The 16390-nt window shown below is 60.2% G+C and carries 19 protein-coding genes; 8 read left to right on the top strand and 11 right to left on the bottom strand.

Translation table 11 applies throughout. The annotated features are described in order from the left end of the window. The first annotated feature begins 48 nt into the window (after nucleotides 1–48). On the top strand, nucleotides 49–1860 hold the full coding sequence (locus KGB18_RS25535) for a FimV/HubP family polar landmark protein (RefSeq protein ID WP_223570695.1): 1812 nt from the start codon (nucleotides 49–51) through the stop codon (nucleotides 1858–1860). Between the two features lie 107 nt (nucleotides 1861–1967). Beyond that, complete coding sequence (locus KGB18_RS25530) at nucleotides 1968–2255, top strand: SelT/SelW/SelH family protein (protein ID WP_123720650.1); 288 nt, start codon at nucleotides 1968–1970, stop codon at nucleotides 2253–2255. Here KGB18_RS25530 and KGB18_RS25525 read toward each other — a convergent pair. Together KGB18_RS25525 and KGB18_RS25520 are read right to left on the bottom strand one after the other, a co-directional pair. Next, nucleotides 2249–3142 (bottom strand): DMT family transporter, encoded by an 894-nt coding sequence (locus tag KGB18_RS25525; protein ID WP_223570694.1) that lies wholly within the window; start codon nucleotides 3140–3142, stop codon nucleotides 2249–2251. The genes KGB18_RS25530 and KGB18_RS25525 overlap by 7 nt on opposite strands. Before the next feature lie 177 nt (nucleotides 3143–3319). Continuing rightward, complete coding sequence (locus KGB18_RS25520; protein WP_123720652.1) at nucleotides 3320–4078, bottom strand: helix-turn-helix transcriptional regulator; 759 nt, start codon at nucleotides 4076–4078, stop codon at nucleotides 3320–3322. Nucleotides 4079–4214: 136 nt separating this feature from the next. Here KGB18_RS25520 and KGB18_RS25515 point away from each other — a divergent pair, with 136 nt between their 5' ends. Next, complete coding sequence (locus KGB18_RS25515) at nucleotides 4215–5030, top strand: UDP-2,3-diacylglucosamine diphosphatase (protein ID WP_123720653.1); 816 nt, start codon at nucleotides 4215–4217, stop codon at nucleotides 5028–5030. A 141-nt stretch (nucleotides 5031–5171) separates the two neighbouring features. Here the strand turns inward: KGB18_RS25515 and KGB18_RS25510 are convergent, their stop codons facing one another. Further along, nucleotides 5172–5762: an HD domain-containing protein gene (locus KGB18_RS25510; RefSeq protein WP_123720654.1), complete on the bottom strand. Its 591-nt coding sequence runs from the start codon at nucleotides 5760–5762 to the stop codon at nucleotides 5172–5174. A gap of 99 nt (nucleotides 5763–5861) precedes the next feature. Continuing rightward, nucleotides 5862–6173: a DUF962 domain-containing protein gene (locus tag KGB18_RS25505; protein WP_052966758.1), complete on the bottom strand. Its 312-nt coding sequence runs from the start codon at nucleotides 6171–6173 to the stop codon at nucleotides 5862–5864. Nucleotides 6174–6331: 158 nt separating this feature from the next. On the opposite strand from KGB18_RS25505, the gene KGB18_RS25500 reads away from it, so the two are divergent. Further along, nucleotides 6332–7393, top strand: coding sequence for an AraC family transcriptional regulator (locus tag KGB18_RS25500; protein ID WP_223570693.1), 1062 nt, complete (start codon nucleotides 6332–6334; stop codon nucleotides 7391–7393). Here the strand turns inward: KGB18_RS25500 and KGB18_RS25495 are convergent. Further along, nucleotides 7350–8804, bottom strand: a complete 1455-nt coding sequence (locus KGB18_RS25495; protein WP_052966756.1) for a TrkH family potassium uptake protein — start codon at nucleotides 8802–8804, stop codon at nucleotides 7350–7352. The genes KGB18_RS25500 and KGB18_RS25495 overlap by 44 nt on opposite strands. A 121-nt stretch (nucleotides 8805–8925) precedes the next feature. Between KGB18_RS25495 and KGB18_RS25490 the strand changes: the two genes are divergently transcribed. Then, nucleotides 8926–9492, top strand: coding sequence for an NAD(P)H nitroreductase (locus tag KGB18_RS25490; RefSeq protein WP_123720656.1), 567 nt, complete (start codon nucleotides 8926–8928; stop codon nucleotides 9490–9492). Between the two features lie 112 nt (nucleotides 9493–9604). Here the strand turns inward: KGB18_RS25490 and KGB18_RS25485 are convergent, their stop codons facing one another. From KGB18_RS25485 to KGB18_RS25460, 6 genes are all read right to left on the bottom strand, one after another. After that, nucleotides 9605–10945, bottom strand: a complete 1341-nt coding sequence (locus KGB18_RS25485) for a sensor histidine kinase (RefSeq protein ID WP_123720657.1) — start codon at nucleotides 10943–10945, stop codon at nucleotides 9605–9607. Between the two features lie 175 nt (nucleotides 10946–11120). Continuing rightward, a complete protein-coding gene (locus tag KGB18_RS25480) occupies nucleotides 11121–11570 on the bottom strand; it encodes a Spy/CpxP family protein refolding chaperone (protein WP_123720658.1) in 450 nt (149 codons plus the stop codon). A gap of 297 nt (nucleotides 11571–11867) precedes the next feature. Continuing rightward, nucleotides 11868–12545, bottom strand: coding sequence for a response regulator transcription factor (locus tag KGB18_RS25475; protein ID WP_008010984.1), 678 nt, complete (start codon nucleotides 12543–12545; stop codon nucleotides 11868–11870). 7 nt (nucleotides 12546–12552) lie between these two features. After that, nucleotides 12553–12966: a translation initiation factor 2 gene (locus KGB18_RS25470; protein WP_123720659.1), complete on the bottom strand. Its 414-nt coding sequence runs from the start codon at nucleotides 12964–12966 to the stop codon at nucleotides 12553–12555. A 110-nt stretch (nucleotides 12967–13076) separates the two neighbouring features. After that, nucleotides 13077–13376, bottom strand: a complete 300-nt coding sequence (locus KGB18_RS25465) for a YciI family protein (protein ID WP_008156126.1) — start codon at nucleotides 13374–13376, stop codon at nucleotides 13077–13079. A gap of 1 nt (nucleotide 13377) precedes the next feature. Next, a complete protein-coding gene (locus KGB18_RS25460; protein ID WP_008010987.1) occupies nucleotides 13378–13974 on the bottom strand; it encodes a septation protein A in 597 nt (198 codons plus the stop codon). Between the two features lie 87 nt (nucleotides 13975–14061). Here KGB18_RS25460 and KGB18_RS25455 point away from each other — a divergent pair, with 87 nt between their 5' ends. The 3 genes from KGB18_RS25455 to KGB18_RS25445 are packed head-to-tail and all read left to right on the top strand — an operon-like array spanning nucleotide 14062 to nucleotide 16387. Next, a complete protein-coding gene (locus KGB18_RS25455) occupies nucleotides 14062–14925 on the top strand; it encodes a PHP domain-containing protein (RefSeq protein ID WP_201059602.1) in 864 nt (287 codons plus the stop codon). Between the two features lie 13 nt (nucleotides 14926–14938). After that, on the top strand, nucleotides 14939–15568 hold the full coding sequence (locus tag KGB18_RS25450) for an L-threonylcarbamoyladenylate synthase (RefSeq protein ID WP_123721235.1): 630 nt from the start codon (nucleotides 14939–14941) through the stop codon (nucleotides 15566–15568). A 60-nt stretch (nucleotides 15569–15628) separates the two neighbouring features. Continuing rightward, nucleotides 15629–16387 (top strand): segregation and condensation protein A, encoded by a 759-nt coding sequence (locus tag KGB18_RS25445; protein ID WP_223570709.1) that lies wholly within the window; start codon nucleotides 15629–15631, stop codon nucleotides 16385–16387. Nucleotides 16388–16390: the final 3 nt, after the last annotated feature.

The raw sequence follows: 16390 nt of genomic DNA, 5'->3' as shown, positions 1-16390 counted from the left end.
GGATGTGCGAATACGTACAGGTTGGTTCTGGTTATCTAAGGGATGCTCATGCTCGAGAGTTGGCACGTTATTTTGCGGTGTTGCACCAGGCTGCTGCTGGTCGGTGGTGCCGTCACTTACTCGGCATTGGCCCCTGCGCTGGGGTTGGGCGAGATCACCCAGCATTCGGCGTTGAATCAGCCGTTCAATGCCGACATTGCCCTGGTGGACGCCGGTGGTCTGGAAGAGGGCGAGCTATCGGTCAGCCTGGCGACGGCGGATGAGTTCAGCCGCGCCGGCGTCGAACGGGTGTTCTTCCTCAACGACCTGAAGTTCACACCGATCCTGCGGGGCAACCGCAGCCTGATCCGGGTGACTTCCAGCAAACCGGTCAAGGAACCCTTCCTGAATTTTCTGGTGCAGCTCAATCAGCCCAACGGGCGTTTGCTGCACGAGTACACAGTGCTGATCGATCCGCCGGGTTCGCCTGGAATTGTTCCCGTGAACGACGACCCTGCGCCGCGCCCTCAGTCTTCCGCGTTCCCGTCCGTCGAACCGGCTGTTGCACCGCCACCTGCTGCGAAGGCGGCGACGCCCAAGCCTGATGTCGATAAACCAGCTGCTGCGACCGCGAATGATGCTGTTGCCGAACAACTGGCCGCGAGCGTGCTGCAGAACCAACAGTTGCAAAAGACCATCGATGAACTCAATGCGAAACTTCAGGCTCAGGACGAGCAGATCGCCGGCCAGAAAAAGCAGGTGATCGAGCTGCAAACCCAATTGGCGGAAGTCAAACAGGCATCGGTAGAGCCGGTTGCTCCCCAGGTGACGGCACCGGTGCCCGTTGTAGTAGAGGAGTCTGAACCGACTCCGTGGCTGCTGATCCTCGGGTTGCTGGCACTGGTGGCGTTGGTGTTGCTCGCAGTATTCATTCGCCGTCAACGACAGCAGGTTCAGGATCAGGTCCAGTCCGAGCCGTTACCCGTGCTGCCGTCGCGTCATGAACCGGTGCTCAGCCGCGCAACAGAACCGGCCAGTCCGGCGCCCCGGCCGCAACCGCTAGCCGGAGCGGCCGAAGAGATTCCCGCAGGCGACGTGCTGGAAGGGGTGGGTATCTATCTGGCGTATGGCCGTTTGTCCGAGGCGGCCGGTTTGTTGCGAGATGCATTGGTCAGGGAACCTCAGCGCACCGATCTGGCTGTGCAGTTGTTGGAAGTCCTCGGTAAACAGGGCGACGTCCAAGCTTATGATGCGCAAGAAAGTAGCCTGCGAGACGCCGGGTTCGATGCACAGCAACTTCAGGACATCCGCGCCCGCCATCCGAAACTGATCAGCGCCGCACCGGTGGTCGCTGCCGTGGCAGTGGCGCCGCCCACGCCTGCAATCCCTGAAGCGGCACCGAGCGATGAGTTCCAGTTGAACCTCGATGACCTGTCGATGGATTCGAATTGGGACCTGATCAGCCCCTTCGAAAACTCATCATCCAGCGCTAAACCGTCGAATGAGCCGGAGCAGGTAGACGACTCCGGATTCACTTCGAATCTGCATGTGTTGCCCGATGTCTTCGAAATGCCCGAGGAGCCGACGCTGGACGAGCCCGAGCTTGAGTGGATCGCCGAACCTGACGCTCAGTCTCTGGACGAGGCCTTTCTCAACGAGTTCAGCGATCCTGCCCAACCGCTGGAGCTTGAGCCGCTGAATGCCGAATTGATGGATCTTGAACCGGCCGGGCCGAGCAGCGCGGGCAAACTCGAACAGGCCCAGACCTGCATTGACGATGGCGATCTGGACAGCGCCATCGAGTTGCTCAACGAGTTACTCAAGGAAGGCGACGAACCGCTCAAAGAGACGGCCCGGACGCTGTTGGCCGGTATTCGATAACACCAGGCCTCGCTCCTGTGAAACCGCCTGTTCGTCCGCATCATTAACACCGACGCTGAGGCGCACTTTACCGCTATTGCCCCTCAGGCTCAGGAACTTTGCCAACCATGACCGCACGTAAACCGGAAATCGTCATCACCTATTGCACGCAATGCCAATGGCTGTTGCGCGCCGCCTGGCTAGCCCAGGAACTGCTTAGCACCTTCGGCGATGACCTGGGCAAAGTGTCTCTGGTGCCCGGCACCGGCGGGGTTTTTCACATTTTCTGTGACGATATGCAGCTTTGGGAGCGCAAGGCCGACGGTGGTTTTCCCGAGGCCAAGGTGCTCAAGCAGCGGGTCCGCGATCAGATCGATCCGGACCGCGACCTGGGCCACAACGACCGCACTCAGTGAGACGGGGCTTGCGCCGCCACGGCGTTCTTGCTTGAACTGCCGGACAACCGGCTCGAGACCACGATAGCCACGATGATCAGTGCGCCGCCGATCAGCATGCGCAGGGTCGGGTTTTCATCGAACAGCAGCCAGGCCAGGGTGATGCCGTAAACCGGCTCCAGCGCAAACACCACTGACGCAGTCCGGGCTTTGATCACCGCCAGGCTGGCGACGAACAGGCTGTGGGCGACGCCGGTGCAGAACACCCCGAGCAGTCCGATCCACAACCAGTCGATGGCGCGCACTTCGCTCAACTGCGGCGCCGCCACCGGCAGCAGGCAGATCGCAACCACCACGTTCTGACACAGAGCAGCCTGCACCGGCGGAATTCGTCCGGAGCTGGCGCGGTTGGTCAGAGACAGCAGGGTGAACAGCAAGCCGGAAGCCACCGCCCACAACAGGCCAGTGGTGGCGCCGCTGGCCAGATCGAAATCCGGCGTGACCAGTACCAGTCCAATACTGACCAGCACCACCAGCAGGATTTCATTGGCGCGGATGCGCTCGCGGAAGATCAGTCCTTCGAGGATCACGGTAAACGCCGGGAAACTGGCAAAACCCAGGGTCGCGATCGCCACTCCGGCCACCTTCACCGCGATGAAGAAACTCACCCAGTGCCCGGTCAGCAGCAAGCCGCTGAGCAGCAGGCGACGCAGGTCTGCGGCGTCGAGTTTCTGCCAACGGGTATTGCTGGCGAACCGTGCGAAAAACGTCAGGGCGAGGACGGCAAATGCAGCACGGCCGAACACGATGATGGCCGGCGAGGCAGCGGCGAGTTTGCCGAATACGCCAGTCAGGCCGAACATCAGTGCACCGATATGCAGAGCGCCAAGGGCGGTACGGGGAGTCATTGCAATCCTTGATAAACGTATCGAATCCGGCCGACAACACCGTCGGCCTCTGTAGGAGCTGCCGAAGGCTGCGATCTTTTGATCTTGCTTTTGGAGATCAAGGTCAAAAGATCGCAGCCTTTGCCAGCTCCTACATTGAATCGTGCTGAGCCGATTATGTCTGTCGCCAGACTCGCGTCATTTGTCGCCAGCCTCTCGGCGCAATTTACCGGGTGAGGCACCGAACTCGCGCAACACGGCCGCGGCGAACGCACTCTGCGAGCTGTAACCGACCCGACAGGCGATTTCGCCAATGGGCAACGCCGAATCGCGCAACAGGCTTACGGCAATGTGCAGCCGACGACTGCGAATGTAGTCCATCGGCGTCTGCCCGCATTCCACCACGAACCGTGCGTGCAATCGCGCACTGGACAGCCCGGCAATGCGCGCCAGATCGGCGACTTGCAGTGGATAGGCCGCGTATTGATCGATGTGTGCATTCAGCGCCGCATAAGGCAGACGCCGACCGCCCACACTGTCGGGTTTGGCGTTGTTCAAACTGGCCAGCAACAGCACTGCACCTTGCTGCGCAATCAGCGGATCACTGACCTGACTCCCCGCCAGCCAACTGACCAATTGGCTTTGCCCGGCGTCCAGGGGCAGGCGCCCAGCGTTGTCGAGCATGCGGCGGCTGGCCTCGGCGTGATCGCCAAGGGACTGCGAAACCCATTGGTCGCTCGGCACATCCAGCACCAGGCAACGACTGCCGTTGGCGCTGCCGCAGGCATGATGAAAACCGGACGGCACGACTACGAAACTCTGTTGCACCACCTGACTGCCACGACCGTCGACCTCGAAATCCAGCGCGCCCGACAGCCCGAACACCAGTTGCGCGTGGTCGTGGCTGTGGACGATCAGGTCGTGGGTGTACTGGCGTAGCGTGAGGATCGGTCTCATCGCAGGTCTCCTGTGCAGGTCGCCAGTCTACACCGGGTACGGGCCGACTCGCGTTGTCACAAGACTGACTTGCCACTGTCATGGGCAATTCACCCGACCGGCGCAAGCTTGCCAAAACTTGTCCTGAGGGTTGCCCATGACCAGCGCCGAGCTCGCCAAACCCAGCCGTAAGCAACGTGTGCGGACCTTGTGGATTTCCGATGTGCATTTGGGCACCCGGGACTGCCAGGCCGAACACCTGTCGCAATTTCTCAAGGGCTACCATGCGGACAAGGTTTACCTGGTCGGCGACATCATCGACGGCTGGAAACTGCGCAGTGGCATGTATTGGCCCCAGGCGCATACCAATGTAATCCGTCGCCTGCTGACCATGAGCAAGCGCGGCACGGAAGTGATCTACGTCACCGGCAACCATGACGAATTCCTGCGCCGTTATTCGAAGCTGATTTTGGGCAATATCCAGTTGGTGGACGAAGCGGTGCACGTGACCGCCGATGGCCGTCATCTGCTGGTGATTCATGGCGACCAGTTCGACGTGATTACCCGCTACCACCGCTGGCTGGCGTTTCTTGGCGATTCGGCCTACGAATTCACCCTGACGCTCAACCGCTGGCTCAACCATTGGCGTGCCCGTTATGGCTACGGCTACTGGTCGCTGTCGGCGTACCTCAAACACAAGGTCAAGACCGCCGTCAGTTTCATCAGCGATTTTGAAGAAGCCATCGCCCACGAATGCGTCAAGCGCGAGTTGCACGGGGTGGTGTGCGGGCACATTCACCATGCCGAGATTCGCAAGGTCGGCGAGGTGGATTACCTCAATTGCGGGGATTGGGTGGAGTCGTGCACGGCGCTGATCGAGCATTGGGATGGGTCGATCGAGTTGTATCGGTTGGCCGATGCCCAAGCGCGGGAGGCCGAGTTGAAGGCGGTTAAGGTCGCGGAGTCGGCTTAAAACACAGGTGTATTGGCCGACCCTATCGCGGGCAAGCCCGCTCCCGCAGGATTGTGGTGGTGCACAACTTTTTGAACACTGCAAAAACCTGTGGGAGCGGGCTTGCCCTCGATGGATCGCGAAGCGGTCCCCTGAGACCTGTCAGGCCGGCGCGTGCTCTTCCATCGCCGCCTTGTAAATCGAGTTCTTCGGCTGCGCAAACAGCTGTTCCACCATCGGTTCGAAGAAGCTCAACGGCAGCGTGTCGTACGCCGGATCAAACGCCGCCGCATCGTACCGGGCGCAAAATTCGATGGTCGCCTGATACTGCGGATGACTGCTGAATTGCTCGCGCAAATGCCGGTCCATGCCCAGGTGATGAAAGAAGTAATACCCTTGGAAAATCCCGTGCTTCTCCACCATCCACAGGTTCTCGGCGCTGACGAACGGCTTGAGGATCGCCGCCGCGATGTCCGGGTGATTGTAGGAGCCCAGTGTGTCGCCGATGTCATGGAGCAGGGCGCAGACCACGTATTCTTCGTCGCGACCATCGCGCCAGGCGCGGCTGGCGGTTTGCAGGGAGTGGGTCAGGCGATCCACCGGGAAACCGCCAAAATCCCCCTCCAGTAACTTCAGGTGCGCCACGATCCGTTTGGGCAATTGCCGGGCATAGGCGCTGAAATCTGCGGCGATGATCGCCCAGTCTTCCTGCGTCCCGTCCTGCATATGGGTAAAACGGGCATGGACATTCATCGGCTATCCTCTTGTTCTGATCGAAAGGGATGTATTGAGTGTAGGACTTGGATCCAAGGCTGCATTGGCTGCTCAAAACGCTTTTGTGGCCAATGGAGCCTAGAACGCCACGCGACCCAGAATCATGTCGCGGTACATGACGAAGTCGCCGAGCAGGCTGTAAAGAGGATGCTGAAAGGTGGCAGGACGATTCTTCTCGAAGAAGAAATGCCCGACCCAGGCGAAGCTGTAACCGGCCAGCGGCAGGGCCAGCAACATCCACCACGCGCCGTTGCCGATGGTCAGCGCCAGAATGAAAATAACCAGAGAGGTGCCGACAAAGTGCAATCGTCGACAGGTGCTGTTGCGATGTTCGCTGAGGTAATACGGGTAAAACTCAGCGAAATTGTTGAAGCGTTTGATGTTTTCCACGACTGCGATCTCTGTGGTGGCTGTTCACGCGACAAGTTGTTCTGCGGGTAGCTTATTTAAGTCTAGAGTGATCATTGGTATCAGCCAGTGACAATAGGCGCCACTTTACTATCCTTGGGTCTTGGGTCGTGGCATGCGGCCATCACGTAGTAAACGCCATGAGCGAACGAACGACTTCTGCAAGCTGGGCGATGGGGATTGTCAAAGCACTGGAAATGGACGGCCTGGATTGCCGGGTTCTGTTCAAGCAGCTAGGGCTCGACTATGCGGCACTGGATGATCCGGATGCGCGCTTCCCCCAAGATTCCATGACGCGGCTCTGGCAGCGCGCGGTCGAGCAGTCCGGTAACCCGGCGATCGGCCTGAATATGGGCAAGGTGGTGCGACCGGCGTCCTTTCATGTCGCCGGTTATGCCTTGATGTCCAGCCAGTCCCTGGCTGAAGGCTTTCAACGTCTGGTGCGTTATCAGCGAATCATCGCCGAAAGTGCCGACTTGAGTTTCCGATTGCTGGATGAGGGTTATGCGCTGATTCTGACGGTCCATGGCGATCACCTGCCGCCGACCCGGCAGAGTGCCGAAGCATCATTGGCCTGCGCCCTGGCACTCTGCGGCTGGCTGACCGGCCGCACGCTCCAGCCGCGCAAGGTCTTGCTGCAAGGCGATGACCCCGTTGATCTTGAACCCTATAAACAAGCCTTCCATGCCCCGTTGATGTTCAACGCGCCCTACGACGCCTTGATCTTCGAGCGCGTCGACATGGAGGCACCGCTGCCCACCGCCAACGAGGCCATGGCGCGGTTGCACGACCGGTTTGCCGGCGAGTATCTGGCGCGGTTTTCCGAGAGCCGCGTGACCCACAAGGCACGGCAGGTGTTATGCCGTCTGCTGCCCCAGGGCGAACCCAAGCGCGATGCGGTGGCCCAGACGCTGCACTTGTCGCAACGCACCTTGCAGCGTCGCTTGCAGGAAGAGGGCACGAGTTTTCAGACGTTGCTGGATGACACCCGACGTGAACTGGCCGAGCAATACCTGGCGCAACCGAACATGACCCTGCTGGAAATTGCCTACCTGCTGGGGTTTGCCGATCCGAGCAACTTCTTCCGCGCCTTCCGCCGCTGGTTCGATTCCACTCCCGGCGAATACCGGACGCGGCTGATGGAAACGTCCCTGCCGATCAGTGACGCCAGAACGCCGGGATACACAGAACAAACACCGTAATGATCTCCAGCCGGCCCAGCAGCATGCCGAACGAGAGAATCCATTTCGCGGCATCCGGCAGGCTGGCGAAGTTACCCGCCGGGCCAATCGTTTCGCCAAGCCCCGGGCCTACGCCAGACACCGTGGCGGCCGCGCCGGTAAGCGCGGTCATCCAGTCCACGCCCAGTAGCGACAGCAGCAGCGCGATGACGCAAATGGTGATGGCGAAGAAAAACGAAAAGGTCAGGATCGAGCGCACGATCTCTTCGTCGAGACGGTGGCCGTTGTACTTCTGCTTGATCACCGCACGCGGGTGAATCAACTGGTTAAGGTTGGCCTTGAGCAGAATGTAGGCAACCTGAAAACGGAAAATCTTGATCCCGCCGGCGGTCGAACCCGAGCAGCCGCCAACAAACCCCAGATAAAAGAACAGCATCAGTGAGAAGTTGCCCCAGAGGCTGTAGTCCCCCAGTGCAAAACCGGTGGTGGTCACTACCGACGTCACGTTCAGCGCCACATGCCGCAAGGCTTCCAGCCAATGCAGCTGAGTAGTCCACCAGTACCAGGTGCCGAGCACCAGCCAGGTCACCAGCAACATGCCAAGCAGGCCTTGAACCTGTTCATCCTTGATCAAGGCCCGACGGTTACCGCGCAGGGTCGCTACGTACAGGGTGAACGGTAGGGCACCGAGAATCATGATGACGACGGCGACCCAATGCACCGCAGGTTCCGGCCACTTGGCGAGGGACTGGTCGGAGGTGGAGAAACCGCCGGTGGAAATCGCCGACATCGCGTGATTGATGGCATCAAACGGGCTCATTCCAGCCCACCAGAACGCCAGGCTGCCGAGAATGGTGATGCCGACGTAGGCCGCAACGATCAAACGCGCCACCATGTGCGAACGGGGCATGACCTTTTCGGAACGGTCCGACGACTCGGTCTGAAACAGCCGCATGCCACCGATGCGCAGCAGTGGCAGAATCGCTACCGCCATGCCGATAAAGCCGATGCCACCGATCCAGTGCAGCAATGAACGCCACATCAGGATGCCGGGAGACATGTTGTCCAGGCCATTGAGCACCGTTGCACCGGTGGCGGTGATGCCGGACATGCTTTCGAAGAACGAGTCGGTGTAGCTGATGTGCTGTGTCAGCAGGAACGGCAGGGCGGCGAAGATGCACACCACCAGCCAGCTGCTGACGGTCAGCAGGTACATGTCTCGCGGGCGCAGATGGATGTGCTCGGGGCGCCCCGGTATCACCAGGGCCAGGCCGGCGACGAAGGTGATCATGCTCGCCCAGAGGAACGACGGCAGGTCGCTGGTGCGTTCGAAGATCACCAGGGTGGCCATGGGCACGACCATGGCGATGGCCAGCGTGATCAGGAAGATGCCGATGATGAAACCAATGATCCGTAAGGTCGGCAACGCCATGAAGTCCGCTCGGGTTGATAGTAAGAAGGGCGCCATTCTACCTGCGAGGCAGGGCATGTAAACCGGCAGCCCGGGCGGGTTCTCGCTAGAATAGCCAAACATTTTCTACAGGAGGTGGCCGATGCAGGCTCTCGACGCTTTGCTCAACCGTGTTTCCGTCCCACGACTGCTCGATCCGGCGCCCACTGCCGAGCAACGGGAAGTGTTGTTTGCCGCCGCGATGCGCGCGCCAGACCATGGCCACTTGCAGCCTTGGCGCTTCCTGACAGTCGAAGGCGCGGCGCGCGAGCAAATGGGCGAGTTGCTGGCCGAAGCCGCGAAGCTGCAAGACAGTGATGTGTCCGAGGCCTTGCTGGACAAGGCGCGCAACGGTCCGTTGCGTGCGCCGCTGGTGGTTGTGGTGATTGCGCGTTTGCAGGAGCACGACAAGTATCCCAAGTCCGAGCAACTATTGGCGGCCGGTTGTGCAGCTCACGGGATTTTGCTGGCGGCCTATGCGCAAGGCATTGGCGCGGTGTGGCGCACCGGTGAGCTGGCTTATTCGGCGCATGTGGCTAAAGGTTTGGGGCTGGCGGAAGGGGAAGAGGTGATTGCGTTTCTTTACCTTGGCACGCCGCAGAAAGAACCGCGTGTGGCGGAGAAGGTTGATTTGACCGAGTTCGTTAGCGCCTGGCCCGGTAAGGCCTGAATATCAAAAGATCGCAGCCTCGTTTCACTCGACAGCTCCTACAGATGTACGCATATCCCTGTAGGAGCTGTCGAGTGAAACGAGGCTGCGATCTTTTGCATCACCACCGAATTTACGGCTGCACCACCGCCCCCGGCACCAACGGCAATTCCAGGCTGGCAATAAACCCGCCCTGCGGATGATTGGCCAGCACCAGACTGCCGCCATGCCGTTCCGCCGCACGGCGCGCAATGGCCAGCCCCAGGCCATGCCCGGCCGCTGTTTGCCCCGGTGCTCGATAGAACGGTTCAGCCAACTGATTCAAATGCTCGGCCTCTACGCCGGGGCCATGGTCGCGCACGCTGACCACAATCCTGTCGCCCTGACGCAACGCCTGCATTTCGATCGGTTGACCGACCGGGTTAAAGCGCTGGGCATTACGCAGCAGGTTGTCCACGGCGCGCTCGATCATGGTCGGCCAGCCTTTGAGGTTCAGTTGCGGCTCGGCCTCAAGGCGCACGTTCTGCTCGGGCGAGCCCAGCTGAGCATCTTTTTGCAGGGTATTGAGCAGCGCGTTGAGATCCACTTCTTCAGCACTGGCGTTATCGGCGTCGACGCGTGCCAGTACCAGAATTTCGCTGATCAGCGCTTCCAGTCGATCGCATTCACGGGTCAGGCGTGGCCAGAGTTTTTCCCGCTCCTCAGGATTGGCCCGCTCGGCCAGTGCTAACGCAATGCGCAGTCGGGCCAAGGGTGAGCGTAATTCGTGAGACACGTCCCGCAGTAATTGTCGCTGGCTGCCGATCAGGCTTTGCAGGCGTGCGCCCATGCGGTTGAAGTCGTTGGCCAGCACGCCGAACTCATCGCGGCGGTTGGCCAGTTGAGCCAGGCTGTTCTGTTGATACGTCGTCTGCCCCAAGTCATGCACGGCGCTTCGTAAACGGCTCAGCGGTCGGGTGATGGAAAAGGTCACCAACAGGCTGAACAGGGTCAGCACCACCAACGCGATACCCAGTGCACTCAACGGCCAGAGCAGGCTTTCACGGTGCCAGGCGTCCAGTTCCGGGTGCGGAATGCGGTAGATCAGCAGGTAGGTGTCGCCAGTCTTGGCGCTGGTGTATTCATCGGTCAGACGCCGCCACGGCAGGCGCCGATCGTCATTGTTCTGTCGGGCTTCGAAGGCCGCCGCCCGCCGCGGGAAGGTGCCGCGTACCACCGGGTCACCGGTTTCGTTGAGCACCTGAACGTCGATGTGATACTGGCGCTTGCGCTGCTCCAGAATGTCCTGGGCGGCTTCTTCTCCCTGGCTTTCGTAGGTTTGCGTCCACTGTTCGGGCAGGTTGTTAAGGCCCGGGTGGCGACTGAGAATCCACGCGTCCTGGTTGAGCATGTGCCCGAGCAGAATGGAGAGCCCTGCAACCAGAGCGATGGCCAGCCAGAAGCTGGCCAGGATACGCCAGAACAATGAGCGCACAGAAAATCCTCAAACAAACGCAATCCATGTGGGAACGGGCTTGCTCGCGAAGGCTGTGTGCCAGACAGCACTGATACCGTCTGACACGCCGTCTTCGCGAGCAAGCCCGCTCCCACATTAAATCGAGTGGCAACAGACCCAACGGGGTTTAGCCGTTGGGTCCAGGGTTAGCGCATTATTGCGCTTTTTGCGCTTGCTGCGCTTTCCAGGCCTTGAACTCGGCCCATTCGGCGCGACGCTCAGCCTTTTTCTTCTGGATCTCGTCGAATTGCTTCTGTTGATCCGGTTTCAGCAGTGCGCGAACGTCGGTTTCGGCTTTCTTGTGCTTGGCCGCCATCTCGTCTTTCAGGGCTTTCTGATCGGCTGGCGAGAGTTTTTCCAGGTACTTGTCGACCAATTGCTGACGCTCATGCATCTGCTCGCCCATGATCTTGCGGATTTGCTCGCGCTGTTCGCGGCTCAGGTCCAGCTGGCTGTAAGGGCCTTTACCGTGCATGCCGTGCATCTGACCGCCGTGGCGTGAGCCGTCCATGTGGTCACCCATCGGACCTGCGCCTTCAGGCATGGCCATGGCAACGGTCGGCAGGGCGGCAGCAAACATCAGAGCGATAAGAGTCTTGCGCATGGTGTATCTCCTTGTCTCATTCCCGGTACGTTCCGGATGAGTACAGATTACGGAGATCAAGGTCAGCGGCGGTCAGCGGAGCGTAAAGCTTGGGTAAAGACGATTCTCTACCTTGCTGACAAACACAAGCCTCGTAGCAGCTGTCGAGCCTGCGAGGCTGCGTTCGGCGGCGAAGCCGTCGTGAAAATCATTCACTCGGTGTTCCAGTTGAACTGCGCCGACAGGATTTACGACTGCTCCGCAGCCGAACGCAGCCTCGCTGGGGCTCGACAGCTGCTACAAAGGATCGCGTCAGTTTCATAGGCTGTAGTAGTAACCGCGACTGCGCAGGGCAACGATGCGTGGGCGGCCGTCGGGGTGCGGGCCGATTTTTTTGCGCAGGTTGCTCACGTGCATATCCAGGCTGCGGTCGTACAGGGTCAGTTTGCGACCGAGGGCGATTTGCGCCAGTTCCTGTTTATCCAGCGGTTCACCGGGCTGCTTGAGCAGGGCTTCGAGCAGACGGCTTTCGGAGACGGTGAGGGTGAATTCCTGTTCATCGATGCTGACCACGCCACGCACCGGGCTGAAGCACAAGTCGCCCAGTTCGAGCTGGCTGGAGACTGCCGTCGGATGACTGCGGCGCAACACCGCGCGCAGGCGGGCTGTCAGTTCCCGTGGGTCGCACGGTTTGGCCAGGTAATCATCGGCACCGAGTTCCAGGCCGAGAATGCGGTCCAGCGGTTCGCCACGAGCCGAAAGCATCAGCACCGGCAAATCCGGATGGTCACTGCGCAGTTGTTTGAGCAGTTCCAGGCCGCTGCCATCCGGCAGCATCACGTCCAGCACCACGGCCGCGGGGGACGTTTCAGCCAGTGCGCGACGAGCACTCTGGCCGTCGTGGCAGGCACGGACCTGAAAGCCTTCCTGGCTCAGCCAACTACTCAGGAGCTCACACAGCTCCTGGTCATCATCAATTAATAACAGCTCGCTCATGACTCACTCAATTTAGCCATTGCCGACGTTTTCTGGTTGCACCACTGGCGAAGATACCGCAGAGCAGGGCCGATAGCGCTACTGCGGCACCGATAACGAACCATTGCTGCTGATCTGTCAGCAGGCGTGGCAGCGGGCTGCTGGCTTGGGCTTCCTTGAGTTGCAGCTTCAGGCGCTGATTCTCTTGGCGCAACCGGCTCAGCTGGGCGCTTTCGCGTTCGCTATCGGCATTTTGCAGTTGTTTGCTCAATTCTTCTCGTTGCTGTTCGCTTGCCTTCAAGCGCTGCTGCAACTCGGTGATCTGGCTGCCGGCGCTCAAGGACAGCGGCGTCGAACTACCGCCATTGGCGCTTTCTTCACCATGGGCGGGCGCCATGATCGACAACGTCACCAACATCAGACACAACGGACCTTTGCGCATCGCAACTCCTGATTCCAATACGAGTATTGGGCAGGTTGTCGGCCGGTAAACAAGAATAATGAGCGATTGAACGCGCGATGAGCCGACAAGGCTCATCGCGCGGGAGGGCTTTACGGCAGGACTTGCTTGAACGGCTTGACCGAAACGTTGGCGTAGACGCCTGCGGCAATGTACGGATCGGCGTCGGCCCAGGCCTGTGCGGCGCTCAGCGAATCGAATTCGGCGACGATCAGGCTGCCGGTGAAACCCGCAGCGCCCGGATCATTGCTGTCGACCGCCGGGTGCGGGCCGGCCAGTACGATACGACCTTCGCCTTTAAGCACTTGCAGGCGCTCAAGGTGCGCAGGCCGTGCGGCCAGGCGGGCTTCCAGGGAGTTGGCGACGTCTGTGGCAATGATTGCGTAAAGCATGTCAGTCCTCGGTTTTTGGCGTTGTGGTGTCGGCATCGTGCAGGTGGCGGGACAGGTAAATGCCCTGGGCGACCAGGAACAGCAACGTCATGCCCAGGCTGCCGAAGACTTTGAAGTCGACCCAGTAGCTCTGGAACGTGAACGCAACGAACAGGTTGGCGGCGCCGCAAAACAGGAAAAAGCCGATCCAGGCGATGTTCAGACGGGTCCAGACCGGCTCCGGCAGAGTCAGTGCGTGGCCCATGATGCGTTTGATCAACAGTTGATCACCGATGAAGTGGCTGCCGATGAATCCGAGGGCGAACAGCCAGTTGACCACCGGGGCTTTCCATTTCAGGAAGGTCTCGCTGTGGAACGCCAGGGTCAGGCTACCGAAGACCAGGCAGGCGATGAGGGTCAGCCACTGGCTCTTCTCCAGCTTGCGCTGCTTGATGAACAGCGTGCCGTAAACCACCAGGGAGCTGATGATCAGCACTGCGGTGGCGCTGTAAATACCACCGACAGACAGTTGATAACCGCCGATGTCGACGATCCGTGGATCGATCTTGAAGACGATGAAAAACAGCAGAAGCGGGATGAAGTCGATGAATTGTTTCACAGTGGCAGCCAGAAGCAGGATGTGGCGGCATAATAACAAACATATTGACGCGCGATAGCGTCAGCTGATTTGAGGTTACACAGTCCTGTGAATGTTGATTTGCACTGCCATAGCACGGCTTCCGATGGCGCCCTGGCGCCTGCGGTACTGGTTGCGCGTGCGTTCGAGAAAGGCGTGCGAGTCCTGGCCTTGACCGATCACGACACCCTTGAAGGCCTTGAAGAGGCCCGTAGCGCCGCGACGGCGCTGGGGATGCAACTGGTTAATGGCGTCGAATTGTCCTGCACCTGGGGCGGGGCGACCATTCACGTTTTGGGCTACGGTTTCGACGTCAATGCGGCGCCGTTGGTCGAGGCCATCGCAAAATTGCACGATGGCCGCTGGCTACGGTCCGAAGAAATAAGCCGCAAGTTGGCGTTGAAAGGCATGCCGGGGGCGCTTGACGGCGCCCGGGCCATTCAACAGGAGCTGGGCGACAGCGGTAATGCGCCGGCCCGCCCGCATTTTGCCGACTGGATGGTGCGCGAAGGTTTCGTCAAGGATCGCGCCGAAGCGTTCCGCAAATGGCTGGGCGCCGGCAAACTGGGCGACGTCAAACAACACTGGCCGACCCTGGAGGACACCGTCGAAACCCTGCGCGCCGCGGGTGCCTGGGTCAGCCTGGCGCATCCCTGGCACTACGATTTCACTCGTAGCAAGCGTCGTCGCCTGATTGCCGACTATATTCAAGCAGGGGGCCACGCGATAGAAGTGGTCAATGGCCATCAACCCGCCGAACAGGTGGGCAGCCTGGCGATTCTAGCCCGCGAGTTTGGTCTGCTGGTCAGCGCCGGCAGTGATTTTCATGGCCCTGGAGGCTGGTCCGAGATCGGTGAGTACCGCCCGCTCCCGGAGGATCTGCCACCACTGTGGTGTCGATTCAAACATGACCCAATTATTGCCGCCGTCTGAACAGGTAGAGAATGTGAGTCAATTTTTCCAGATTCATCCGGAAAACCCGCAACCGCGCCTGATCAAACAGGCTGTCGAGATCATCCGCAACGGCGGGGTGGTGATTTATCCCACAGACTCTTCCTACGCCATTGGTTGCCAGATCGGCGATAAAAACGCCGTGGAGCGCGTGCGCCGGCTGCGTCAGCTGGATGAGAAGCACAACTTCGCGCTGATTTGCAGCGACCTGTCGCAGTTGGGGCTGTTTGCCAAGATCGATACCGGCACCTTCCGTGTGCTCAAGGCTCACTTGCCTGGCCCTTACACCTTCATTCTCAACGCCACCCGCGAAGTCCCGCGGCTGTTGCTGCACCCGAAAAAACGCACCATCGGCCTGCGTGTGCCAAGCCATCCGATTGCCTTGGCATTGCTGGAGGAACTCGGCGAGCCGCTGATGAGCGTGACCCTGATCATGCCTGGCGACACCGATCCGTTGAGCGATCCATACGAAATGCGTCAGTTGCTCGAGCATCAGGTCGACCTGATCATCGACGGCGGTTTCGGTGGGATCAAGGCATCCACCGTGATCAGCCTCGCCGACGGCGAACCGGAAGTCATCCGCGTCGGTTGCGGCGACCCTACGCCTTTCATGGCCGAGGCCTAGATGTCTGCAGTAGAACCCGTCGACAGCCAGGCCGGCGCCCAGCAAGAACTGCCTTTCGCCATGGTCTATGGCCAGGCGGTCATGGAAATGCCGCTGGACCTGTACATCCCGCCGGATGCGCTCGAGGTATTCCTTGAGGCCTTCGAAGGCCCGCTCGACTTGCTGCTGTACCTGATCCGCAAACAGAACATCAACATCCTCGACATCCCGGTGGCGGAAATCACCCGTCAGTACATGGGCTATGTCGAGTTGATGCAGTCGGTGCGCCTGGAGCTGGCCGCCGAGTACCTGGTGATGGCCGCGATGCTGGCCGAGATCAAGTCGCGGATGCTGTTGCCCCGTGCCGAAACGATTGAAGACGAAGAGGACGATCCTCGCGCCGAGCTGATTCGCCGCTTGCAGGAGTACGAACGCTTCAAGGCTGCTGCCGAAGGCATCGATGGCCTGAGCCGCGTCGGCCGCGACGTGGTGGTGCCCAAGCTCGATGCCCCGGAAGCCCGGGCGCGCAAACTGTTGCCGGGTGTGAGCCTGGGAGAGTTGCTGATGTCCATGGCCGAGGTCCTGCGCCGTGGCGACATGTTCGAAAGTCACCAGGTCAGCCGTGAAGCGCTGTCCACCCGCGAGCGCATGAGCGATGTGCTGGAACGGCTCAAGGGCGGCGGTTTTGTGCCGTTTGTCGAGCTGTTCACCGCTGAAGAAGGGCGCCTGGGGGTGGTGGTGACCTTTATGGCGATCCTCGAACTGGTCAAGGAATCCTTGGTCGAGCTGGTGCAGAATGAGCCGTTCGCGGCGATCCATGTCCGGGCCCGAGCCGAATAACGA

The sequence above is a fragment of the Pseudomonas sp. BF-R-26 genome (assembly GCF_019947395.1).
Taxonomy (GTDB): domain Bacteria; phylum Pseudomonadota; class Gammaproteobacteria; order Pseudomonadales; family Pseudomonadaceae; genus Aquipseudomonas; species Aquipseudomonas farris.
The sequence above is the reverse complement of the archived record's forward strand: the minus strand, read 5'-3'. Positions and strand labels throughout refer to the sequence as shown.